Origin of the sequence: Halobellus captivus (genome assembly GCF_007655485.1) — an archaeon.
GTDB lineage: Archaea > Halobacteriota > Halobacteria > Halobacteriales > Haloferacaceae > Haloquadratum > Haloquadratum captivum.
The window spans coordinates 18,911-43,171 of the sequence record NZ_VJXQ01000004.1; the positions used below are offsets into that span (position 1 = coordinate 18,911).

Annotated in this window: 20 protein-coding genes; 13 read left to right on the plus strand and 7 right to left on the minus strand. The window is 64.5% G+C overall.

The annotated features are described in order from the left end of the window. Positions 1-276 precede the first annotated feature (276 nt). From folP to FJT57_RS11565, 3 genes are all read left to right on the plus strand, one after another. The gene (folP, locus tag FJT57_RS11555) at positions 277-2,754 is read left to right on the plus strand and encodes a dihydropteroate synthase (RefSeq protein ID WP_144905377.1); all 2,478 of its coding nucleotides are present in this window, start codon (positions 277-279) and stop codon (positions 2,752-2,754) included. Positions 2,755-2,830: 76 nt separating this feature from the next. Then, positions 2,831-3,424, plus strand: coding sequence for a hypothetical protein (locus tag FJT57_RS11560; RefSeq protein ID WP_144905379.1), 594 nt, complete (start codon positions 2,831-2,833; stop codon positions 3,422-3,424). 52 nt (positions 3,425-3,476) lie between these two features. Then, positions 3,477-3,731 carry a hypothetical protein gene (locus FJT57_RS11565; protein WP_144905381.1) on the plus strand — a complete coding sequence of 85 codons (255 nt, stop codon included), beginning with the start codon at positions 3,477-3,479 and terminating at the stop codon, positions 3,729-3,731. Between the two features lie 295 nt (positions 3,732-4,026). On the opposite strand, the gene FJT57_RS11570 is transcribed toward FJT57_RS11565, so the two are convergent. Further along, complete coding sequence (locus FJT57_RS11570; protein ID WP_144905383.1) at positions 4,027-5,772, minus strand: BCCT family transporter; 1,746 nt, start codon at positions 5,770-5,772, stop codon at positions 4,027-4,029. Positions 5,773-6,315: 543 nt separating this feature from the next. On the opposite strand from FJT57_RS11570, the gene FJT57_RS11575 reads away from it, so the two are divergent. Then, positions 6,316-6,711, plus strand: coding sequence for a hypothetical protein (locus FJT57_RS11575; RefSeq protein WP_238993979.1), 396 nt, complete (start codon positions 6,316-6,318; stop codon positions 6,709-6,711). A gap of 88 nt (positions 6,712-6,799) precedes the next feature. Further along, positions 6,800-6,961, plus strand: a complete 162-nt coding sequence (locus tag FJT57_RS16695) for a hypothetical protein (protein ID WP_203229181.1) — start codon at positions 6,800-6,802, stop codon at positions 6,959-6,961. Positions 6,962-7,090: 129 nt separating this feature from the next. Here the strand turns inward: FJT57_RS16695 and FJT57_RS11580 are convergent, their stop codons facing one another. Together FJT57_RS11580 and FJT57_RS11585 are read right to left on the minus strand one after the other, a co-directional pair. Further along, positions 7,091-7,534 carry a universal stress protein gene (locus FJT57_RS11580; RefSeq protein WP_144905385.1) on the minus strand — a complete coding sequence of 148 codons (444 nt, stop codon included), beginning with the start codon at positions 7,532-7,534 and terminating at the stop codon, positions 7,091-7,093. Between the two features lie 269 nt (positions 7,535-7,803). Further along, positions 7,804-9,984 carry a (Fe-S)-binding protein gene (locus FJT57_RS11585; RefSeq protein WP_203229163.1) on the minus strand — a complete coding sequence of 727 codons (2,181 nt, stop codon included), beginning with the start codon at positions 9,982-9,984 and terminating at the stop codon, positions 7,804-7,806. Positions 9,985-10,359: 375 nt separating this feature from the next. On the opposite strand from FJT57_RS11585, the gene FJT57_RS17200 reads away from it, so the two are divergent. The 4 genes from FJT57_RS17200 (at position 10,360) to FJT57_RS11600 (ending at position 14,950) form a co-directional block, all read left to right on the plus strand. Next, the gene (locus tag FJT57_RS17200) at positions 10,360-10,494 is read left to right on the plus strand and encodes a hypothetical protein (protein ID WP_275264664.1); all 135 of its coding nucleotides are present in this window, start codon (positions 10,360-10,362) and stop codon (positions 10,492-10,494) included. A 175-nt stretch (positions 10,495-10,669) separates the two neighbouring features. Next, a complete protein-coding gene (locus FJT57_RS11590; protein ID WP_144905390.1) occupies positions 10,670-13,204 on the plus strand; it encodes a GcvT family protein in 2,535 nt (844 codons plus the stop codon). A gap of 17 nt (positions 13,205-13,221) precedes the next feature. Continuing rightward, the gene (locus tag FJT57_RS11595) at positions 13,222-13,977 is read left to right on the plus strand and encodes an electron transfer flavoprotein subunit beta/FixA family protein (RefSeq protein WP_144905391.1); all 756 of its coding nucleotides are present in this window, start codon (positions 13,222-13,224) and stop codon (positions 13,975-13,977) included. A gap of 1 nt (position 13,978) precedes the next feature. Next, entirely contained in the window at positions 13,979-14,950 is a 972-nt protein-coding gene (locus tag FJT57_RS11600) for an electron transfer flavoprotein subunit alpha/FixB family protein (RefSeq protein WP_144905393.1), read from the plus strand. Positions 14,951-14,993: 43 nt separating this feature from the next. On the opposite strand, the gene ilvA is transcribed toward FJT57_RS11600, so the two are convergent. The 4 genes from ilvA to FJT57_RS11620 form a co-directional block, all read right to left on the minus strand. Next, on the minus strand, positions 14,994-16,256 hold the full coding sequence (gene ilvA / locus FJT57_RS11605) for a threonine ammonia-lyase (protein WP_144905394.1): 1,263 nt from the start codon (positions 16,254-16,256) through the stop codon (positions 14,994-14,996). 36 nt (positions 16,257-16,292) lie between these two features. Further along, a complete protein-coding gene (locus FJT57_RS11610) occupies positions 16,293-18,842 on the minus strand; it encodes a GcvT family protein (protein ID WP_144905396.1) in 2,550 nt (849 codons plus the stop codon). A 205-nt stretch (positions 18,843-19,047) separates the two neighbouring features. Then, positions 19,048-19,779 carry a creatininase family protein gene (locus FJT57_RS11615; protein WP_144905398.1) on the minus strand — a complete coding sequence of 244 codons (732 nt, stop codon included), beginning with the start codon at positions 19,777-19,779 and terminating at the stop codon, positions 19,048-19,050. 39 nt (positions 19,780-19,818) lie between these two features. Then, positions 19,819-20,487 (minus strand): DUF7509 family protein, encoded by a 669-nt coding sequence (locus FJT57_RS11620; protein ID WP_144905400.1) that lies wholly within the window; start codon positions 20,485-20,487, stop codon positions 19,819-19,821. Between the two features lie 110 nt (positions 20,488-20,597). On the opposite strand from FJT57_RS11620, the gene FJT57_RS11625 reads away from it, so the two are divergent. The 4 genes from FJT57_RS11625 to FJT57_RS11640 all read left to right on the plus strand — a co-directional run bounded on the left by FJT57_RS11625 (position 20,598) and on the right by FJT57_RS11640 (position 24,223). Further along, positions 20,598-20,996, plus strand: a complete 399-nt coding sequence (locus FJT57_RS11625; protein WP_144905402.1) for a winged helix-turn-helix domain-containing protein — start codon at positions 20,598-20,600, stop codon at positions 20,994-20,996. 75 nt (positions 20,997-21,071) lie between these two features. Beyond that, positions 21,072-22,025, plus strand: a complete 954-nt coding sequence (locus FJT57_RS11630; RefSeq protein WP_144905404.1) for a succinylglutamate desuccinylase/aspartoacylase family protein — start codon at positions 21,072-21,074, stop codon at positions 22,023-22,025. Between the two features lie 119 nt (positions 22,026-22,144). Then, entirely contained in the window at positions 22,145-23,311 is a 1,167-nt protein-coding gene (locus FJT57_RS11635; protein WP_144905406.1) for a hypothetical protein, read from the plus strand. A gap of 54 nt (positions 23,312-23,365) precedes the next feature. Beyond that, entirely contained in the window at positions 23,366-24,223 is an 858-nt protein-coding gene (locus tag FJT57_RS11640; protein WP_144905408.1) for a methylenetetrahydrofolate reductase, read from the plus strand. Positions 24,224-24,261: the final 38 nt, after the last annotated feature.

The following is a 24,261-nucleotide window of genomic DNA, read 5'->3' on the forward strand; positions in this document are numbered from 1 at the left end:
TTCGAAAAAAGGACCGAATATATCGGATCATCTTCCTTCACTACTTCACCTCTGTGATTCACTCCGGCGCGGATAAACCCGAGAAAACACAGATATACGGACGATAGACCTGATACAAGGACGGTGCTTGATTGGAGGTGATCGTAGATCTCTATCACCGGCTGTCCGATATATTCGGGTACTGTTCGGGAACGGATAATTATATGATATCTAATACGTTCTCCGGTTCGTCGCGCTGCGATAGGTTAATCAGGTAACCGACGACGATACGTTGGTATGGAATACCACGAGGCGGCCGACTACCTCACCTCGTTCCAGCAGCGGCGGCCGAAGCTCGGTATCGAGACGACGGCCCAGATGCTCGCACACTTCGACGACCCCCAGGACGACGTCGACTGCGTGCAGATCGCCGGTTCGAACGGGAAGGGAAGTACGGCGCGGATGCTCGACAGCGTCCTCCGGCGCGCGGGCGTGAGCGTCGGTATCTTCACCTCTCCGGGACTGAACGACTTCCGCGAGCAGGTGCAGGTGGACGGCCGAAAAGTCCCGAAATCGCTGCTCTCGGAGTACGTCGATGAGCTCACGCCCTGTATCGACCGGCTCCGCGAGATCGACGACGAGCCTACCCATTTCGAGGTTCTCACCGCGATCGCGCTCCGGCACTTCAGCGAGATGGACGTCGACGTGGCGATCCTGGAGGTCGGAATCGGCGGTCGGTACGACGCGACCAGTGCAGTGGATCCGATCGCGAGCGCCGTCACCAGCGTCAGTCTCGAACACACCGAACTCCTGGGCGACACCGTCGAGGAGATCGCCCGCGACAAGGCGCAAGTCGCGCCCGCGAACGCCCCGCTCGTCACCGCCGCTGACGGTGCGGCGCTGGACGCGATCCGGGAACTCACGGAGGTCATCACCGTCGGGGGCGACGCCGACCCCGACGGATCCGGACCTGATGTCGTCGCCTGGGAGACCGGAATGCGATCGGCGGTCGAAAGCGACGTGACGATCGCGGGGCCAGATTGGACGGTCGAGACACAGTTGCCGCTGCTCGGCTCACATCAGGCGTGTAACGCTGGCGTCGCCGCCGCGCTCGCCCGTCAGATCGCGGACGTCGACACCGAGACGATCGCCGTCGGCCTCCGCTCGGTGATCTGGCCGGGGCGCTTCGAGATCCTGTCCACCGAGCCGATGATCGTCCTCGACGGATCCCACAACCCCGGCGCGGCGGAGACGCTCGCCGCGTTGCTGGATCGCTACACGTACGACGACCTCCACCTCGTGTTCGGGGCGATGGCCGACAAGGACCACGACGAGATGGTGGCTCCGCTGCCGTCCATCGAGACGGCGTACGCGACGCGCCCGGACCTCGATCGATCGGCTGACCCGGAGGTGTTGGCCGACGTTCTCGCCGAACGCGCCGGTTCGGTTCGAACGATTCCGTCAGTCGCCGAAGCGACGGAACAAGCCATCGACGCGGCCGGTCCAGACGACTTCGTGCTCGTCACGGGATCGCTGTACGCGGTCGCGGAGGCGCGGGACCGGTGGGCTCGTTGCCTGGTTCCCACCGTCAATACCGCTGAGACGCACGTGGAGGCGTCGTTCGTGGGTGCTTCGTTCGACGGGGACGCCGCTGACAGTTCGATCGAGCCAGCGCAACGGGAGGGATCCGGCGTCTCCGTGGATGACGCGGACCACCGGGTGTTCAGAACGTATCTCAGACCCGACCAGGCCGAGCGCGTCGCCGACCTCGCTTCCGCGGTTGGCGGCGACTGCCACCGGTCGAAATCGGGCAGCCCGGAGAAACTGGTCGCGACGGTCATCGCCGGAACGACGGCGCAGCTACGAGCGCTCGTCTCGGAACTGAGCGCCCAGGGCCTGGGGCTTCGGCACGTCGCGGCCCAACTGGAGGACCAACTCGATCCCCACGTACCGGCGAACGAATCGGGGCTCGGAACGGTCGGCGGCGACGAGACGGCAGTGATGGGGATTCTCAACGTTACCCCGGACAGCTTCCACGACGGCGGCGAGTACGAGGTGCTCGACGTCGCCCTCGACCGGGCGAAATCGATGATCGACACCGGGGCGGACATCATCGATATCGGGGGTGAGAGCACCCGCCCCGGCGCGGATCCGGTTCCGGCCGACGAGGAGATCGATCGCGTCGTTCCGGTGATCGAGCGGCTCTCTGGGCTCGACGTCCCCATCTCCGTCGACACGTGGAAGGCATCGGTCGCCGACGCGGCGCTCGAGGCGGGTGCCGACATCGTCAACGACGTCTCAGGGCTCGCCGATCCGGAGATGCCGTTCGTGATCGCCGAGCACGACGCCTCGCTCGTGTTGATGCACAGCCACTCGATTCCGGTCGACCCGGACAGCTCCCCCATCTACGACGACGTCGTCGACGACGTCTTGGAAGCGCTCAACGAGCAGGTCATTCGCGCCGAACGAGCGGGCATCGATCCCGAAAAGATCGTGATCGACCCCGGCTGTGGCTTCGGGAAGTCACCCGCCGAATCGTTCGAACTCATCGATCGGTCGGCGGAATTCCGCGCGCTCGGCTGTCCCGTCCTGATCGGACATTCGCGGAAATCGATGTTCAAGGGGGTTGACTACGCGGATGACGGACGACTGACCCCGACCGTTGCGGGCACGGCGCTCGCCGTCGATCGCGGGGCTGACGTCATTCGGGTGCACGACGTCGCGGAGAACGTGGCCGCGATTCGAGTCGTTGAGGGGCGACTCCGCTCTGAGTAGGCGTTCGATTCCAGGGGCTTCGACGTCGGCGACGTCGACCGACACACTTTCACGACGCGCTGTGATACCAAGTGTCGTGCCCCTACAGAGTGCGTTATTTGTCGGATCCGAACTCGCGCTATTCGCGTCGGTACCGCTGCAGGCGGTTGACCCAGCGACGGTGGTCGATCTTCCGGCCACCTACCGGGCGGCGGTGGCGTTTCTGAGTAGCACACTCGCCGGTGGTGCCGTCAACTATTGGTACGGCAATCGAATCAAAGCTGCCGTCGAGGCGTCGACCGAGAACCTCCCGCTGGCGGTGTTGTACGGATTTTTCGCCTACTCTCTCGCCGGGTTCCTCGTCGCCTACGGCTTCACACAGTTCGCTCGACTCGGTGTGAGTGCGTCAGTCGGTCTGATACTCGGGGGCGTCGCGCTCGGCGGTGCGCTGCTGACGCTCGGCGGCGTCGGCTACGTCGTCGTGGGCGCTTGGATCGCCGACCTCGCGGGATTCAGCGATCCGTGGATCGGTCTCCTCGCCGTCGGACTCGTCGGTGCCGTGGCCGTGCTCGCCCTTCCGTTTCTCCTCGGTGCCGTCGCCTGGTTCGCGATCGCCGCGGTGGGCATCGGGGGCTCGGTCCGTCGGTGGATACACGCCGACGCGGCACGGCGAACGGCGAACCGGCACTGACCATTCATCAGTCGCGCACGGAACTAAAGGCCTGCAACCCCTACGGTAGGGTATGGTTCGGATCGACGCCCTCACCACCCCCGACGTACGCGTTCTGCAGTTTCCCTTCGAGTCCCTCCCAGACCTCGTGAGTATCGCGGGAACGCTGGTTCTGCTGTTGCTCGTCGCCGCGTTCGCAGGCTTCTTGTACCGCAGTGTGCGAGGCGACGGAATCGAGTGGCCCGACGAGACTGATACGGAGGGGGACGAGCTCAGACGCCGACCGCCGTCGGACGACGACGACGATGACGAGTGGAAATTTTACTGATTTCCGTCGGTGAGAGCTGGTGATTCGAGGAACTGAGTCCGGGTGGTGGTTCGATGCATCGTGGCGCCGTGTGGTGTGCTCGTGTCGAACGACGACGACGTACGCAGCGTTGCGACTCCCGAGATAATTCCTGCAGGTACTTCGCTCCCTTACTCGACGAATTCGATCTGTATCGCTGATAGAATCGGTGACCTGACGATTCGAACGCTCTGCGTGAGAAGAATACCGAAGTAGTCCGTGAAGGTACGATCGACCTCTCGGAGTGTACCGAGAGGAACTGCTCGTGGGCCCTCTATCAGTCACCCCCCTCAGTGTCGGCACCGCCTCGAATCTCGGTCACCGTCTCGTTGCCGGTGGTGACGACGTCGACCTCCTCCTCATCGGTAAGGTCTCTGATCCGTTCGGCGAACTGCTCCGAAGAGAGGATCTCGTGTTCGTTTTTGAGCCCCTGATAGACGGTGTAGCACATCAGGACGAGGATGATCGCGAACGGGAAGCCGGTCGCGATTGCTGCCGTCTGCAGCGCGTTGAGGCCGCCTCCGATGAGCAGCACGGCCGCGACTCCGCCCTCGGTGACCGCCCAGAAGATCCGCTGTGCTTTCGGAACGTCGTGTTTGCCGCCCGAGGTGAGGTGGTCGATGACCAGCGATCCCGAGTCCGAAGAGGTGACGAAGAACGTGATCACCAGCAGCGTCGCGAGCAGGCCGCTGATCGCACCGAGCGGGAACTGCTCCAACAGCGCGAACATCGCGACGGTCTGACCGAGTTCGTTGTAAGTCGCGAGCGCCGCGCCGTTTCCGACGAGCGTGTTCTGCAGCGCGCTGCCGCCGAACGCGGCGAGCCAGAGCGTCGAGAACAGCGACGGGAGGAACAGCACGCCCATCACGAACTCGCGGACCGTCCGGCCCTTCGAGATCCGCGCGATGAACATCCCCACGAACGGGGACCACGCGATCCACCACGCCCAGTAGAACACGGTCCAAGCGCCGACGGTTCCCGCGCCCTCGCCGAGCGTTCCGGTGAAGAACGAGAGCGAGAGGAGGTTACCGAAGTACGCGCCGAGGCCTTCGACCCACGCGCCGAAGATGTACAGCGTGGGACCGACGATGATGAGGAACCCGAGCAGGGTCAACATCAGGTACAGGTTCACCGTACTCAGTCGCTTGACGCCGCCTTCGAGACCGGCCGCGACGGACAGCGTCGCGATGGCGGTGATACCGGCGATCAGGGCCACCTGAGGCATCGTTCCGGTCGGGATGCTCACGAGCCCCAGCATATCGCCGAGGACGTACGAGAGACCGGTGTTGACCTGTGCGACGCCGAGGCCGAGCGACGTGGCCAGGCCGAACAGCGTCGCGAAGACCGTGACGAGGTCGATGACGTGGCCCGGCCACCCGTAGATCCGCTCGCCGAGGAGCGGCCAGAAGATCGAACGGAACGTCAGCGGGAGACCGCGGTTGAACGAGAAGAACGCGAGCCCGAGGCCGACCAGCCCGTAGATCGCCCACGGGTGGAAGCCCCAGTGGAAGAACGTCTGCGTCATCGCGGCCACGCCCGCCGCGCCGGTTCCGGCCTCAGCGCCGAAGAACCCCGGTACGTTCGAGACGTAGTACAGCGGTTCGGAGACGCTGAAGAACATCAGGCCGATCCCCATTCCGGCGCTGAACAGCATCGCCATCCAGGCGAAGTCGCTGAACTCCTTTTCGGCTTCGACCCCGCCGATCCGGATCGTTCCGAACTTCCCCAGGGCGAAGTACAGTATCGTGACGATGAAGATGTTCACCGCGAGGAGATAGAACCAACCGAAGTTGCCCTCGAAGAAGCCGCGCACCGCCGAGTACGCCTCGGCGGCCTGATCTCCGAGCAGCACCGTAACGGCGATGAACACCGCAATCAACAGCAGTGCGACCGGGAATACGATCGGGTGGATATCGAACCCGAACCGCTGGATGTTGGTGTCGCCCGGACTTCGATCGGACTCCGGGTGGAACAGCTCTACTTGGAGTCCGTCGGACATCCCTCCGTCGTCACTATCTGACATACGATACCTCCGCTACGCCGTTATTTCGTTGAATCTTCGTCATAGTTGTCGTGCCGTTGAGTCGGACATCCAGTGCGTGTCACTCCCCCGAACTGACCGTCCCCCGTCGACTTGTTCTCGGCTCTTTCCCTCCGATTCCGGGTGCTTGTACATCGTCGTGTGTTACCGGTTGGGTCACTCCACTGTGGAATGGTACACAACCTCACTCACTAACTATCGTTAATATATAATAAAACTTGGGCAATATTCGCCTATGACCGACTGAAACGGGTGTTATTCTTACTTTGGTGGTCTCAGAAAATTTCAAATTACGTATTTTCCCTGGTAAAAGTGATTCTCCCGTACAGGAGGCCCCACCGTCGTGGCTACCAGTATCGAATTTGAACTCCCGATATTGGCGGCTATTATCCGAGAAGCGTGCGCGTAGCAATACCTCAATCGCTGGCGAGCAGCTTTCGGGGCGTTTCACACGCTGTCACCACCGCCGTGAGATTAAGGTACACACGGTCCTAACTCCTCAACGTGATTGACGGCTTACGTGTTGTGGTTGATTGGCTCCGCTCGATCGCTGGTCGGATCGCCGCCCCGCTCCGCGCCGATCCCGAGAACTCGGGGTTTCGTCTGTCGAGTCCCGAAACGGGCACGACGACGATCGACGGCGACGTCGGGTGGGCCTCCAGACCCCCTGCGATCGTCCTGTGTGGACGATGCGGGAGCGACGTCAGTCACCGGAGCCCGCACGACGACATCGACTGCGCGCGGTGCACCGCTACGTTCGGCTACGACGAGTTCCCCGACCTCGAACTTCGGTATTTCCGCTGTCCGGTCTGCGGATCGAAGATGGAACACGGCCACCGACACCCCCACACGATCAAGATCCCGGAGTGGGCGACGTGTCACGGCTGTCGGTACCACTGGGAGTTCAAGCACGAGTACTGATTCCACTGGCGGTACTTCTCCCGGTGGTGCGTGTCGTTCGCTCTTGCCGACGACAGAATTATACTGATTCCCGTGCCGTCAGTCACGTATGGTGAACGTTCTCGCGACCGCCGCGGCCGGGCTCGTCGTGGTGCTCTTCGCAGTCGCTCTGTACGCGTTCGCGGCTGGCAACTACGCCGTTGCCGGTGTGATGTTCCTGTCTGCGAGTCTCGTCATCTACTTCCGTGAGACCAGGTTGCTCGAATCGTGAGCCCGCTCACGCCGCGTTGGACGCTCCGCGGTAGGCCCGCCCGCACGCCGATAGGGAGTCTCCCGACCGTTCATCGACTCTCGGCGTCTCACCCCGCGAGAAAACTATGAGCTCGCTCGACACCCTCTATCAGATATCGTCCATCTGCATCCGCTGGCTGATCACCGGCACCGTGGCGGTTCTGACGACTTTGTCCATCGTCCCCCCGAGGAGCCCGCCGATCTTCCCGCGGTAGGCCGATCCCATCACGATGGCGTCCATCCCCTCGTCCTCGGCGTAGTCGACGATCTCCTCGCTCGGCGTTCCGGTCCGCATCGCCGTCGTGTAGTCGACGCCGTGCTCGGACGCCAACTCCGAAAGCTCGCCTAGCACCTCGTCGCCGTAGTTGCGGTAGTCCTCGCGCATCTGCTCTTCGTCGTCTCGCAGTGCGAGTGCCCGCGGCGTACCCGGTAGATCGATGACATAGAGTCCGTGCACCCCCGCACCGAGTGCGGCGGCGAGTTCGATCCCGTGTTTTGCGCCCTTTTTCGCCTCGTCGCTCCCGTCGTATGGTATCAGTATCTGGTTGTACATCGCTCCGAACCACTTCCACTGACACGACCCGATGACAAATAATTTTCCGCAAAATTCGACACAAATTCGAATCGAACCGCACGAACCGGGTCATCGAACGTCGTCAGGTTGGTTCTCGTTCGGTCATCTGCCCGACCTGTGTCTGTGGGACACAGGTCAGTGCCGTGCGCCGTCGGCTCGATCCGATTCACTCGGTCAGTTGTCGTCCCGCCTCGGTGATCGCAGTCGCCGGGGATGCGATCCCCGGGAAGGCGATCCGACCGACCGTCTCAGTCGCTCGGACTCGCCGCCGCGCCGCCGCTCGCCTCCGCGCTCGGACCGCTCTCGATGGCTTCGACGAGGAGCTCGGCCACGTCCACGATTTCGATGTCTTCCTCGTAGCCGCCGGTCTTGCGCCCGTCCTCGTACATCGTCATGCACATCGGACAGGCCACGACGAACTTTTCGACGGCGCCGCCCGCCTCGGTGTCTTCGAGCGCCTCGCGCATCCGCTCCTCGCTCGGCTTCGATTCCTCGTCGATGTCCATCCAGAGGCCGCCGCCGCCGCCGCCGCAGCAGAACGACTCGTTGCGGTTGCGGGGCATCTCCGCGAGCGTCGCCCCGGTCGCTCTGATGAGTTCCCGCGGGGCCTCGTACTCGTCGTTGTACCGGCCCAGATGGCACGGATCGTGGTAGGTCACGGTGTAATCGAGTTCATTGCCCCGGAGAGCCAGTTTGCCCTCGGAGACGAGCTCCTCGACCGCCTGCGTCCAGTGGAGCACGTCGATTTCCCCCTCGCTGTTCCACGCCTCGTCGTACTCGAACTGCATCAGCGGTTCCTCGGCGAAATCGGCGTACTCGATCTCGGGGTACTCGTTTTTGAACGTGTTGTACGAGTGCGGATCGGTGCAGATGATCTTCTCGGGGTCGACCTCTTCGAACCGCTCGACGTGATAGCCCGCGAGGTCGACGTAGAGGAACTCCTCGCCGAGCCGTCGAATGTCGTTGCCGTCGTACTTCTCGTCCTCGAAGAGGATGCCATACTCGACGTCCGCGCGTTCGAGGATCTTCGCGACCGAGCGGGCGACCCGTTTGTTCCGCTCGTCGTAGCTGGGGTAGTCCCCGACGTACCAGAGGTACTCGACGTCCTCCTCGCGGGCGTCCGTGACCTCGAAATCCAACTCCTCGGCCCACGCGGCGCGCTCCTCGGGCGGATCACCGAACGTGTTGCCCATCCCCATGATGTTGTCGAAGGTGTCCTGGACGTTCGAGTCGACGTCCCCTTGGTCCGTCAGCTGGCGGTTCATCCGCGTGAACGAGCTGAGGTGCTCGATGTCGACCGGGCAGGCGTCCATACAGGCCATACAGGCCATACAGGACTCCATCGTCGCGGCGTCGACGACGCTCTCGCCCCCGTCGGCAACGATGTCGACCGCCTCGGTCTCCCCGGCGTCGAGCGCGTCGCGGTACTGCTTCAGATCGAGGATGACGTCGCGCGGATCGAGCGGTCGCCCCGACGATTCGGCCGGACACGCCGAGGAACAGCGGCCGCATTTCGTACAGGCGTCCTGATCGAGGAGTTCCTTCCACGTGAAGTCGGTGATCTCCTCCGCGCCGGTGTCTGCGTCGAGGTCGGCGGGGATTCCGGGCAGCCGTGCTCCCGCCTTCTCGTCGCGGGTCACGATGTTCGCGTACGAGGAGAGCATGTGGAACGGCTTGCCGAAGGGGATCGCGGCGATGAAGGCGAACGCGAGCAGGGCGTGGGACCACCAGACGGTGGGGTAGACCGCCTCGGCCGTCAACTGCGTCATCCCGGCGAGCGCGAGCACGTCGGCGACGAACCAGCCGACGAAACTCACCGTCTCGAAGTCGGGAAAGCCCGTTCCGAGGATTCGGAGCCCTTCGGTGAGGTAGCCGCCGACGCCGAGCAGAAAGAGCGCCCAGATGAAGAAGTCGTCTTCGAGGCTGGTGTGTTTGCCGTGGAGCCGCCACTTCCGCGCGGCGTAGCGTCGGTAGAGCGCGACCCCGACGCCGACGACGAACAGCAGTCCCATCGCGTCCATCACGAGCGAGTACGAGAGGTAGAAGTCGCCGACGAAGAAGGACTGTTCGGCCCCCGTGAGGCCGGTAAGCGGCTGATAAATGTCCATATCGATCGCGAGGATGGTCGTCCCGATGAGGAGCGTGAGAAAGCCCCAGAGGATGAACGCGTGCATCAGGCCGCCCACGGTGTCGCGATCGAAGAGCTTCCGATTCGAGAGTACGATTCGGGCGGACGAGACGATCCGCCGCGGGAGATCGTCGAGCCTGTCGAACCAGTCTTCCTGTCCGTCGGTGAGTCGATCGACGCGTCGGTACGTGCCGTAAGCGAATATCAGAATAGTCACGGCGGCGAGGACGTAGAACACGATCTCGCCGAGATGCCCGATCCCCCAGAACGTCGGTCTCGTAACCGCTTCCTCGGCAGCCATAACGATTGATAATTCGCCAATCTCGGCATAAATCTTGGCACGAAGGCCACCGGGGGGTGCGACGTCCCGCGATTTCGCTCAGTGTTGGATTGGGGGCCGTCCGATTGATGTGTCGAAACCGTTCGGACGAGATGTCGAAATCCGGACGTTTGACCCGTCGCGAGGGGCCGATACCGTTCCCCGTCGCGTTCTAGCGACGCCGGACGGAGCCGACCCGATTCGAACGAACAGGCAGCTCTATGCTCACGTCTCGATGATGACCCTCCCCGATGCGAACCTTGTCATCTCTGTCGGTTGAAAGTTCGTGGAACCGCCCCGCTTCTCACCCTCGCCGTCACCAACTCTATACGGTGGGCGTTCGAATGACGGTTCAGGATGAACCTTCCCGTTCGATTCGACCACCCGGCGTGGACCGCTGGCGTCGCGACCGCCCTCAGTTACGGCCTCGGACTGCTCGGACTGTTCGTGCTTCTTTTTGTCGTTCCGTTTCTGCTGTTCGCGCTCATCTGATAGTAACTGCGTCGCATAAAATGAGGTGTAGTATTGAGGGTGTAGTTAATTATCGTTAGCGACAAAGGAACCTCACGTATAGCGTTGGTGTGCTACCAGCAGACAGACGTGTGGGGCCGTGCGGTATGACACCAAGAAACAAGATGCAGGAACGTAAAACTGAGGTTGGATATCGATGAGCACGAAAGAACTTCCATCGCACGCAGGCACAGTAATTATCGGGGCCGGAATCGTCGGCAGTTCGCTCGCGGGTGAGCTGGCGGAGCGCGGTCGTGACGACATCCTCCTGATCGACAAGGGACCGCTTTCGGATCCGGGGGGGTCGACCGGACACGCCTCGAACTTCATCTTCCCGGTCGAACACAGCAAGGATATGACCAAGCTGACCTCCGACAGCCGGGACATCTACCGGGACTTCGGGGTCTTCACGAACTCCGGGGGGATCGAGGTCGCCAGAACGGACGAGCGGATGGCGGAGCTCAAACGCCGCGTCGTCTCCGCGAAGTCCTTCGGCGAGGACGCGGAGCTTCTGACGCCGGAGGAGGTCGAAGAGCTGGTACCGTACGTCAACACCGACATCATCAAAGGCGGCTTCTACAGCAAGGGCGCGGGGACGTGTGACCCGCTTCGCGCCGGAGAGCTCTATCGCCAACAAGCCCAAGAGAAGGGCGCTCTCAGCACGGCAGCGAACACGATGGTCGAGGATCTCCGCGTCGAAGACGGCGAGATCCAGGCGGTCGAGACCGACAAGGGGACCGTCGAGGCCGACGAGGTCATCATCGCCGCGGGGCTGTGGAGCCCGAAGATCGCTGACATGGCTGGCGTCGACATCCCGCTCACGCCCGCGGTCCACCAGATGGTCTCCGTCGGGCCCGTCGAGCGCTTCGAGGACGGCGAGGGCGAGATCAACTACCCCGTCATCCGGGATATGGACACCCAGATGTACGAGCGCCAGCACGGCAACGACATCGAGGTCGGTTCCTACGAACACCGGCCGATCCTCTGGGACGTCGACGACGTCCCCTCGATCGCGGAATCGCCGCTGTCGCCGACGCAGCCCCCGCTGACCGAGGACGCCTTCGAGCCGTCTATGGAGCACGCCCTGGAAATCATCCCGGACGTCCTCGACGACCCCGACGCCGGAGTCCGTCACTCGATCGACGGCCTGCTCTCGGTGACGCCCGACGGGCATCCGCTTCTGGGGCCGATCCCCGAGGTCGACGGGCTGTGGTCCTGCGCGGCGATTTGGATCAAGGAGGCACCGGCGATCGCGCGGGAGGTCTCGAAGTGGATGACGAAGGGCCATCCCGACATCGACATCGTCGCCCACGACCACGTCGCCCGCTTCGACGAGTACGGCGAGACGCAGGAGTTCGTCAAGAGCCGGGCACACGAGGGCTATCAGAAGATCTACGGGATCGTCCACCCGCGCGAGCAGTGGCAGTCCACCCGACCGCTCCGCACGAGCGCCTTCTACAACCGTCAGGAGGACCTCGACGCCGAGTTCTTCGAGGCTGGCGGCTGGGAGCGCCCGCGCTGGTTCGAGTCGAACGCCGACCTCGTCGACACGTACGAGGATCAGATCGAAGACCTCCGCCGACCGAACGAGTGGGACAGCCGCTGGTGGTCGCCGATCGTCCTCGGCGAGCACCTGCACCTGCGAAACAACGTCGGGATGATCGGCGACACCGGGTTCGGGATCTTCGATATCATCGGCAGCGACGCCGAGGAGAATATGGAGCGGCTCTGCGTCGCCTCGATGGATATCGCCGTCGACGACGCGGTGTACACGCCGATCCTCGCGCCGAACGCCGGGTTCGTCGCCGACCTGACGGTCGCTCGTCTCGGGAAGAACCACTACCGCGTCATCACTGGCGGCGCACACGCCGGACAGGACCGCACGTGGTTCGGCAAGCACCTCGAAGGGGACGCCGAACTCATCGGCCGCTCCTCGGAGCTCTGCACGCTGGGCGTGTGGGGCCCGAAGGCCGAGGCGCTGATGGACTCCATCTCGGAGGAACCGATGACGGCCGACTCGTTCGACTTCGCGGAGATGAAGGACGTCACCATCAACGGCGTCACCGCGAAGGCGCTGCGGATCTCCTACGTCGGCGAGTTCGGCTGGGAGATCTACGCGCCGATGGACCGGGGCCAGCGCCTCTGGGACACCATTTACGAGGCCGGACAGGAGTTCGACATCCGCCCGGTCGGCACCGGCGTCTACGGGGAGACGGGACGAATGGAGAAGGGCTACCGCTTGATGGGCGCAGAGCTCGAGATGGACTACAACCCGGCGGAGGCCGGGCTGACGTTCCACGGCGTCAAAGACGCGGACTTCATCGGAAAGGAGGCCTACGCGGCGGCCATCGACGGGGAGAACGCGGCCACGCTGTGTACGCTGTCGGTGACGGATCACGCGCCCGACGGGGGCGAACCGCGGTTTATGACCGGCGGCGAGCCCGTGCTCGACGAGAACGGTGACGTCCTCATCGACGAGGAGGGCCGCCGCTCGTATGTCACTTCGGCGGGAACCGGCCCCTCTGTCGGAAAGCACCTCCTGCTCTCCTATCTCCCGCGGGAGTATGCGGAGGAGGGCGAACAGTTGCAGGTCGAGTACTTCGGCCAGCAGTACCCGGTCGAGGTCGAAGTCGCCGGTAACGGCGGCGTCTTCGACCCGAACAACGACCGCCTGTTCCGAAACGAGTACTGACGGGAGGGCACACAACTATGGAGATACTCACTGCAATCAAACGCGTGCCGGAAACGGGCGCGAAGGTCTCACTCACGGACGACAAGCTCGACATCGACACCACCTCGCTGGGCTTCACGTTCAGCCCGCACGAGGAGTGCGCGGTCGAGGAGGGCGTCCAACTCGTCGAGGAGCACGGCGGCAACGTCACCGTGCTCACGCTCGGCGAGGCCGACGCGACCGAACAGCTCCGCTCGGCGATCGCGATGGGTGCCGACGACGGCATCCTCCTCGACGGCGGCGACGACGAGTGGGGGCCAGTCGGAACGTCGAAGGCCATCGCGGACGCGGTCGGAGAGAGCGGCACCGACTTCGACCTCCTGCTCTTCGGGAACGAATCGGCCGACACGGCGAACCACCAGGTCGGCGTCCGCGTCGCCGAGGAGCTCGGTCTCCCCTGTATCACCGGGATCAAAGAGCTCGACGTCGCCGATGGGACCGCCACCGCGAAGCGAGAGGTCCCCGGCGGCTCGGAGGTCTACGAGATCGATCTGCCCGCCGTCATCACCGTCAAAGAGGGATTGAACGAACCGCGCTACCCCTCGATGCGCGCGAAGATGCAGGCGCGGAAGGCCTCCGTCGCCGAGCGGACGCCAGAACCGCACGAGGGAGACCTCGAACTGGTCGAACTCGAAGTTCCGGAAAGCGACGACAGTCCCGCGGAGGTCCTCGGGGAGGGTCCCGAGGCGGCCGCGGACGTCGTCGACGTCCTAGAGGACTTGGAGGTGGTCTGAGATGGTACTCACGCTCGTCGAACACGAGGACGGCGAGGTCGACGACGTCTCACTGCAGACGCTCGCGCTCGCTCGCGACGTCGCCGAACAGTCCGGCGAATCGCTCGATGCGATCGCCTTCGGCTCCGATGCCGAAGCGATCGCCGAGGCAGTCGGCGCACACGGCGTCGAGACGCTGCAGATCGTCGACGACGACGCGCTGGCGGACTACGCGCCGGAGGCGTACGGCCGCGCGGTCGCCCAGTGCGCCGAGGAACTCGGCACCGAGGCCGTGATCGCGCCCGGGACGGATCGGGGCGCGGAGACGCTCGCGCACGCCGCCGCGAAGCTCGACGTGACGATGGCGGCGGAGGTCACCGCGGTCGAGGTCGGCGACGCCTACGAGCTCACCCGCCAGCGCTGGGGCGGCACGCTCATCGAGCACTCGAAGCTCACGGCCGACACGAACGTCCTCACCGTCGCCGCGAACGAGGTCTCGGCGAGCGAGACCGACGGCGGCGCGGCCGCCGTCGAGGCGTTCGCGCCCGATGTCGACGACGGCGACCTGCGGGTGCGACTCGCCGAGGTCGAGGAGTCCGACGTCGAGGGCGTCCCGCTCGGCGAGGCTCGGGTCGTCGTCTCCGGCGGCCGCGGCACCGACGGCGACTTCTCCGAACTGGAGGAACTCGTCGAACGCGTCCCGAACGCCGCGTTGGGCTCCTCGCGGGCGGCGGTCAACGAGGGCTGGCGGCCGCACGACGACCAGATCGGTCAGACGGGTGCGAAGATCGCGCCCGAAATCTACATCCCCTGCGGTATCAGCGGGGCCGTCCAACACATGGTCGGCTGTAAGGGCGCGGAGAACATCCTCGCGATCAACACCGACCCTGAGGCGGCCATCATTCAGAAGGCCGACTACGCCGTGATCGCGGACCTCCACGAGGTCGCACCAGCGATCGCCGAGGAACTCGAAGCCCGCGGACACGCCGAATAACTCAAACGGTCCTCACCGCGAACAGCGTTCTTTTTTCACTGAATTACGCGTTCGCCCTTGTCACGTCCTCGACGCTGTAGTCGGCGGCTTCGATCGCGTCGATGATGGCGTCGGCGTGCTCCGCACCGCTCGTCTCGACGTCGAACACGAGGTACGCCTCGCCGACTTCCAAGTCCTCCACCGACCGGTCGTGTCGCACGTCGTGGATGTTCGCCTCCTGCTCGGCGATGATCCCCGAGAGCTCCTGCATCTTCCCCGGCCGGTCGTCGATCCGGACGCGCAGGCGGATCCGCTGTTTCCGCTGGGTCAGCGCGTGGACCACGACCGTCTGTAGCTGTGTCATATCCAGGTTGCCGCCGCAGAGCAGCGGCATCACCGTTTCTCCCTCCACGTCGAGGTCGTCGCTGAGGAGCGCCGCGACCGACGCCGCGCCAGCCCCCTCGACGACCTGCTTTGCGCGCTCCATCAGGAAGAGGATCGCCTGCGCGATCTCGGTGTCCGTGACGGTGACGACCTCGTCGACGTTCGCCTGAATGATCGAGAGCGTGGCCTCCGAAATCCCGCCGGTGGCGATGCCGTCGGCGATGGTATCGACTTCATCTAAGGTGACTGGTATCCCCTTATCGAGGCTCTCGTGGACCGTCTCCGCGCCGGTGGCCTGCACGCCGACGACGCGGGTCTCCGGCGAGAGGTGCTTCAGCGCGGTCGAGACGCCGCTGATCAGGCCGCCGCCGCCGATCGGAACGATCACCGTGTCGACGTCCGGATTGTCGTGGTACATTTCGGTGCCGAGCGTTCCCTGCCCGGCGATGATGTCGTGGTCGTCGTAGGCGTGGACGAACTCGGCGTCGCTCTCCTCGACGGCCGCCTGCGCGTGCGACATCGTCTCCTGGAAATCCTTCCCGACCAACTCGACGGTCGCGCCGTAGCTCCGCGTCGCATCGACCTTCGCCTGCGGGGCGTCCTCGGGCATGTAGATCGTCGACTGGGCACCGCATCGCGTCGCCGCGAGCGCGACTCCTTGGGCGTGGTTTCCGGCGCTGGCGGCGACGAACTCGCTGACGCCGTCGGCCACGTCTTGACTGATCTTGTTGTACGCGCCGCGTGTCTTGAACGACCCCGTCCACTGGAGGTGCTCCATCTTCAGGTACACCTCCGCGTCGACGAGCGCGCCGATCGACGTGCTCTTCTCGACCGGCGTCTGCTTGACGACGGTCTCGTCGTCGAGACGTTCGCGCGCGCGTTCGATGTCAACGTACTGCACGGGCAATGCGTCGGCGTCGGATTCGGATTCTGTGTCGGTCATAGCTTGGATCTGAAGTCTGGTCGCGCCCCCGATCGCTCACCGGATCAGCTTCTCGCGGCCGGGGTCGAACAGCGGTTCGTCACGCACGGTCGCGTCGTACAGTTTGCCTTCGCACTGCACCTGTACGTCGGTTCCGGCATCGGTGTATTCGGTCGGGAGGTACGTGTAGGCGATGGACTCACCGATGCTGTAGCCGAAGTCCGCGGCCTGTACGTACCCTTCCGCCTCGCCGTCGACGAGGACCGGCCGACCGCTCAGCAGGACGTCGGTCGAGTCGTCGAGCGTGAGCGGAGTGATCTCGGCGTCGACCCCCTCGGCCTTCGCCGCTTCGAGCGCGTCCCTCCCGACGAAATCGGTGTCGAGGTCGACGGCGAAGGAGAGGCCCGCCTCGTAGGGATTCGCATCGGTATCAATGTCGGTGCCCCAGAGTCGGTAACCCTTTTCGAGGCGCATCGATTCCAGCGCGCCGCCGCCCATCGGTCGGACGCCGAGGTCCTGTCCGGCCTCCCAGAGCGTCTCCCAGAGGCGTTGGCCGTACTCCGTGGGCGCCCACAGCTCCCAGCCGAGTTCGCCCACGTAGGAGACCCGAAGCGCGATTACGGGCACCTCGCCGACGTAGAGGCGCTTCGCCGTGAAGTACGGCAAGCCGTCGTTCGAGACGTCGGCGTCGGTGCAGCGTTGCAGGAGGAGCCGCGACTTCGGCCCCCACAGCCCGATCGTGCTCCGCGCGCCCTCCTCGATGTGGACGGAGACCGTCTCGGGAGCGTGCTCCTTCAGCCAGCCGCCGTGGATCCCCGGCGAGTTGCCGCCGCCGGTGGTCACGAGATACCGGTCGTCGTCGAGGCGGATGACCGTGACGTCCGCGAGGATGCCGCCGCCCTCGTTCAGGAGCAGCGAGTACCGCACCTTCCCGACGTCGATGTCGACGTCGTTGCTGCACATCCGCTGGAGGAAATCGCCCGCGTCGCTCCCCTCGACGACGATGCTGCTGAACGACGTCATATCGAACATCGATACCGCCTCGCGGGTGTGGAGGTGTTCTGCGCCCTCGATCGCCGAGCGGTTGATCCCTCGCCAGCCGTCCTGCTCGGGAATGTCGTCTTCGTACTCGTCGACGAGATCCTCGTTCGACTCGTACCACTGCGCGGACTCCCAGCCGCCGGATTGGTAGAATTCCGCGCCGAGTTCCGTCTGTTGGTGATAGAACGGGCTCGTGCGGAGGCCGCGGTGCTCGTCGGGCTGCCAGCGCGGTTCGACGATACTGTAGACCTGCTGGTAGCGCTTCGCACCCTTGTCGACGAAGTACTCTTTCTCGCCCGCGTGCGGCTCGAAGCGGCGCACGTTGACGCCGCCGGTGTCGACGGGGCCGGAGGGGAGGCGCGGAACGCCGTTTTCCATCCACTCGGCGACGATCTTCCCGTAGCCGCCGGAGTGCGTCCACCAGATCGCCAGCGCGCTCCAGAGGCCTTCGACCTGCGCGGTCGGCCCGACCGCGGGCATTCCGTCGGGCGTGAAGACGAAGATGCCGTTCTCGGTCATCTCGTACTCTTTCCCCTTCGTCGCGGGCAGTAACTCGTCGAACGCCTGCTTCGCCGACTTCTCGCGATCGGGGTGCGTCGGCCGCTCCCAGTGCTCGCGGGTGAAGCCGCGCACCGACGCCTGTCGGTCGTCGTTCTTCCCCATCGCGTCCGGGTCGACGGAGAGCGTCTCGTGGTTGTACGAACCCAGCCCGAGGGAGTCGCCGTGCGTCCGGAAGTACAGCGAGTTGTCCTGGTCGCGACCGACGGGCCGGTGGGGTGCCTCGCTCATATACTCCTGGATATCCCGATCTCCGGGGACGAGCAGGCCAGCGGTGTTCTGGCCGACGTTCGAGCCAGCCTCTCGGAGTTCCTCCATCGGTTCGGTGACGACGTACTGGTGCTCGACCGGCGCGATCGGCAGGTCGAGATCGGCCATCTGCGCCGTCTGATAGCCCCAGTTGTTGGTCGCGATGACGCAGCGCTCGCATTCGATCCTCCCGCGGTCGGTCTCCACGGCGCCGATTTCGCCGCCGGAGACGTCGAGGTCCGTCACTTCCGTGTTGCCGAAGAAGTCCGCCCCAGCGTTCGCGATGTACCACTGCAGCGCGGCGATGCCGTCGACGCGCCCGTCGGTGGGAGAGTAGTACCCGCCGAGGATCTCGTCCTCGTTCACGAGCGGGAGGTGCTCCGTGACCTCCTCGGGCGTGAGCAGCTGCGGGTCGGGCAGGCCGTACGATTTCGCCCACTCGACGCGCCGCTCGAGGAAGTCCATCCGCTCCTCGCTGCGGGCGAGTTCGATGCCGCCGACCTCGTTGTACACGCCCGCGTCGGAGAGGAGCCGACTCGTGTAGTGGGCGGCCTTCGTCTGGAGCTTCGAGGGGGACGTCTGGAACATAATCCCCGGCGCGTGCACCGACGAGCCGCCGGTGACCGGTAGCGGTCCCTGATCGACGACGACGACGTCCTCTGCGCCCAGTTCGTGAAGGTGGTAGGCGACGCTGCAGCCGACTGCCCCAGCGCCGATGATGACGGTCTCCGCCTGTGACGGAAGTTCCGGGTTGCTCATTCGTGTTCGTCTCACGGTCGCGGTGTCACGGGCTTAAATACCACGGTGGCCCAGATCCCGGATAGACGAAAAGACGGTTTCTGGGCCGTATTATTGGTGGTTACGCGATCTTCGACTCCAGCAAATATGGTGTCCAATCGGCGGGCGATTTCCGCACTATCACCGAAACCACAGTCTGACAGCCGATCGATACAACGAGCCCCGTTCAGGCTCGCGGTCCGGGGTCGCGTTCACGGACTTCGTCGAGCAGCGCACAGAGGGCCTCGGCCGAACGGTCCAGAAGTTCCTCTCCGAGTTCCGCACTCGACTCGCGAGGGTCGCCGACGACGCCGTTCTCGGTGAACTCGTGGGAGTCGACGGCGAGGTTGACGCGACCCTGCCAGTCGCCCCAGCGGTCGCTCCCGCCTTCAGCGGCCGCATCTAGGCGGTCCTCGTGGACCGTCTCGGGGTTCGTGTGACGCAGTAGCGATGTCTCCAGCGGTCCGGCGTGCCCCATCTCGGAGCTGTGTTCGCCCACCTCGTCGAACCACGTGAAGGGCGCGGCGTAGGCGTCGTCGTGCCGGATGATTCGTGCGCAGACCTCCGTTAGCGCCGCGACGTTGCCGCCGTGGCCGTTCACGACGACGACACGGTTCCAGCCGTGAGCGGCGAGGCTCCCCACGACGTCGCGGACGTACGCGCGGAACGTCGATTCGGTCGTCCACAGCGTCCCGGAGAAGCGACGGTGCTCCTCGGCGATCCCGACGGGTATCGCGGGTGCGACGACCACGGGATCGACATATCGCTCGGCGGCGGCCTCGGCGACGGCCTCGGCGTCGAGGGTGTCGGTTCCGAGCGGGGCGTGCGGACCGTGCTGTTCGGTGCTACCGACCGGCAGCAGTGCCACTGCCGCCTCCGACGCCTCGGCGTCGGTCCACGTCGTGGTCTCCAGGTTCATACGCGCCGATTCATCGAGCCATCGGATAAAAGGCGGCGGTTACCGTAACCGATCCAGCGTCCCGTAGAGCTCTTCGTTCTGAATGTGGGTGCAGAACTGTGCGGACAGCCGACAGCAGTCTTCCGCGTCGGTGAACGTCCGCACGCTGGCGTCCCACCGTGCGTTGACCGATCCAAGCATCGCGCTCCGAACCGACGGTTCGGCCGCGACCATCACCCGTCGCGTGCGCTCCGGTGGCGTCGCTTCCGCGGCCGGTCCGCTCATTCCCTCAGTCGACAGCAGGTCTTCGAGAACGCTCCCGATTTCGATTCCGACACCGAGATTGTCGCCTACGTGCGGAGCGACGAACACGACCGCGTTGCTCGCCCGCGCGAACGCGATACTCTGCGTTGCGGCGTCCATTTCGTCCAACGCGATCCCGACATCAATCGCGAGAAAGGCGTTGAATCCGCGGTCACGGAGGCAGTCTCGCGTTTCTTGCAGCAGCCGCAAGACCTCGTCTTCGGCGTAGTCGCCGCTGGTACCATCCCACGTCGCAAACGACGGGAGATCACGGTCGGCGTCGGTGTCCTCGGGAAGTAGCGCGTCGACGTCGAACGTCCGGTACGGCCCCATCAGATAGACGAGAAACCGCTCGCGCCGTGGTGGCGCCAGCGCTTCTGAGCCGCCGACCGCACGTGGGAGATTCTCGACGATTCGGTTCCGCATCCTGCCGTTCGATTTGTCCGTATATGATATAAAAACCCGTGATCTCAGGAATATTCTACTCGAGAATAACTAAGTAGTACGGGACACTACCTCTGACTGAGTCAGTTCAGATGGCAGAAACCGACCGGCATCCCTCGAACGAGATCCGACAGCCGGAACCGCCACTTCCCGCCGACAGCGGGCTGACGCTCGAAGAATACCTCGCGATGCAGCGGGCGATCAGTCACCAGACGCGGTTTCGCATCCTGCGAACGCTCGTCGTCAACGACGAACTGAGCGCCGCCGATCTCAAGGCCGCTGTCGACGTCGAAGCACACAACTTCCATTACCACCTCGACGAACTCGTCGACGCCGGACTCGTCGACAAGCGACAGCGACGGACCGCCGACAGCCGTGGCTTCTACACGTACTACCGACCGACAGCGATGGGACGTGATATCCTCGAACACGGCGTCGAGGAACTGATGCGCCGGGAACGGGAGTTCGACGACGCGTATCGCCGCGATTGAACTGACCGCTGATCCCGACCGAACTCCGTACCGCTCGACCGGGGATTTTTACCGCGCCGACGCACCCCTCCGCGTATGGAATACGAGTCCGTGACCTACGCGGTGTCCGATCGCCTGCTCGGGCACTTCCCCTCCGGTCGGGACGTCTCGGTGACCGTCCACCGCTACGAGGGCGGCGACGGGCCGACGGTGTTCGTCCAAGCCGCACAGCACGGCATCGAACTCAACGGCCCGGCGGCGCTCCGTCGGGTCCACGAGCGACTCCTCGACGCCGAAATCGCGGGCGCGGTCGTCGTCGTTCCGGTGACGAACCCGATCGCGTTCGACCACCGCTCGTATCTGACGCCGGAGGCCTACGACGCGTTTCACTCGAACTTCAACCGGATCTGGCCGGGCGACGCCGACGGCAGCTTTCAGGAACGGCTGGTCGCGAACCTCTGGCCGATCGTCGAATCGGCCGACGCGGCGGTCGACCTTCACACGGGGATGCCGCAAATGCTCGAACACGTCCGGTTCAGCCGGAGCGACGAGGTCGCCCGGGCGCTGGCCGAAGCGTTCGGCACCGATTATCTCTTGGCTGACGACGACCCGATCCACGGCGACGATTTCACCGGAAAGTTCCGGCTCGCCGCCGCACAGGCGGGCGTCCCGGCGATCACCGCGGAGCTCTCGAACAGTCGGACGGTCGCCCGCCCAGCGGTGAAATCCGGCGTTGACGGCGTCTGGAACGTCCTCCGCGAGCTCGACGTCGTCGACGAACCGGTCGAGACGGGCGCGACTCCGCAACTCCTCGCGGACGACGTTCCGCGGGTCGTCGCCGAGACCTCGGGGCTGTTCGAACTCCGCTCCGACCTCGGCGTCGGCGACGAGATCGACGCTGACGAACCGCTCGGAGCGGTGTTCGATCCGTCGTCTTTCGAGCGATTGGAAACGGTGACCGCGAGCGGTGCTGGCGTCCTCTACTCCGTCTCCCGCGGTGGCGTCGTCGTCACCGGCGAGCGCGTCGCGAGTATCGCGTCGACGCCCTGATCCGCCACCCCCCGGCGTTATTCTCCGTGCTGCGGTTTTTCCCGAATTCACTCTTGAAGGCCCTCACCATTCCACACGTAGCGTTAACCAATCACAATGTGTTGGATGATAGCAGTGCTATGGCGATGCAGCCGCAATCCTCGTTCGACGCGCTCTCCCGCGTGCTCGAACGCCTCGGTTCCGGAGGTCGAAGCGTGTGTCGGGCCGAAGCGGCTGCCGGGGCCGACGCCGACGGCCCGCTGCGTGCCACGGTCGAAATCGCGGTCCCGATCTGCGCGGAACTGGAAGTGGCCGCTGAGACCCGTTCGAACGAACAACAGGCCTCGGCGTCGGTCGCGGACGGCGCGCTCGATATCTCGATTCAGGTTCCGGTCTTTCCGGAGGGAGCGGACGACGGCCTCTCCGCTGAACTTCCCGACTCGACTTCGGTTTCGACTCGCGCGACGGACGTTCGGTTCTCCGACGGCGACGCGCTCGTCACGCTCTCGGTTCGCATCGACTCGAACGTAACCACTCCCGATCGCAACACGGGTACCGACCAGCAGGTGGCAACCGACCGGAACGATTTCACTCGATCGCCCGCGGCCGCTGCCGATCGCGCCTCTGCGGAATCTGAAACACGCGTCTCGGAACCGACCGAGGAGTCGTTTGATTCGATTCGGGACGAGTCGGTACCGCCGTACGACGACACGGCGTACCTCCAACACCTGTACGACACCTCGGAGACGTTCCAGGAGATGAGCCGGAGGATCGAGATGGACGTCTCCGCGGAGACTGTTCGCCGGTATATGATCGACGCGGGAGTTCACTCTCCCGCGTCCTACGAGACGAACTCTTCGGACCGCTCCGACGGTGCGAGCGCCGACACGCCGTCGGCGGCATCGGCAGCGGACGCCTCGAAGGAATCGGCTGAGGCGGGTGCAAAGAGCGCTGCTGACCGGACCGAGAGGCCGAAGCGGATGGACCGATCGAACGGAACGGGACCGACCGGAATCGGTATCGACAGTTCGATCTCCTCGCTCCCGGACGAACAACTGGTCACCGACGGCATCGGCCTCCCGGACCGACTGACGTTGCGCGACGTCGTCGACGCGGTCGTCGACGCCAGGACTGTCCACGAAGTCCAGCGCGAGCTCGGGTTAGAGCACGACCGGACCCGTCGGCTGCTCCGGCAACTCAACGTCCTCGATCTGGTGTTGCGCCGCGTGGCCTCCGACCCCGACCGGAGTGTCACCGCAGAGGCCGTCGCGGCGCGGATTCGCGAGTCCGCTCCCGACGGGTCCTGATCGGGATTGGTCGCCAATAGACAGAAGTGGATTCCTCACTATTGAACGGTATCGATGTCAGTGGGCACACAGCACGGAAGTTCGGACGGAGTGAGAGAGTTGTTGACCTCGGTCCGGTTCGAGTTGATGCCGTTCAAGAGCTTCGAAGAGGAGTTATCCCACCTGCCGGAGGGGGCGAGCGTGGCGATCACGACGTCGCCGCAGTTGGGGATCGAGCGAACGGTCGACAAGTGCGTGGCGGCCGCGGAAGCGGGCTACGATGTGATTCCGCACCTGGCGGCGCGCTACATCGAGGGACCGGAGGAACTCGACGAACTCTGCACCCGACTGCGTGACGTCGGCGTCACGGACATCTTCGTCCCCGGCGGGGACAAGGAGGAGCCGGTCGGCGAGTTCGAGTCCGCCTACGACCTGCTCGTCGCCTTGGACGATCTCGATCACGAGTTCGAGGACATCGGGATCACCGGCTATCCCGAGGGGCACGCCTTCATTTCCGACGCGGAGTTGGAAGCGGCGATGGAGAAGAAAGCGCCGTACGCGACGTACATCGTGACGCAGTTGTGTTACGACCCCGACACGATCCTCGAATGGATCGAAGCGGTCCGTGAGCGCGGGATCGACCTCCCCGTCGAGGTGGGGATCCCCGGCGTGATGAAATACGAGAAGCTACTGGGCATCTCGCGCAAAGTCGGCGTCGGCGATTCGGTGAAGTTCCTGCGGAAGACCACCGGTATCGTGGGTTTCATCAAACAGTTCATCGGATCGCGCGGTCGGTACAAACCGGATGCGTTGGTCGAGGGACTCGCCCCGTACGTCGGCGACGAGACGTACAACATCCAGGGCCTCCATCTGTACACGTTCAATCAGACGCCCGATCTCGAATCGTGGCGACAAGCCAGACTCGCTGAGTAACATAGAAATCTCCTCTCCTCTCCTCTCCTCTCCTCTCC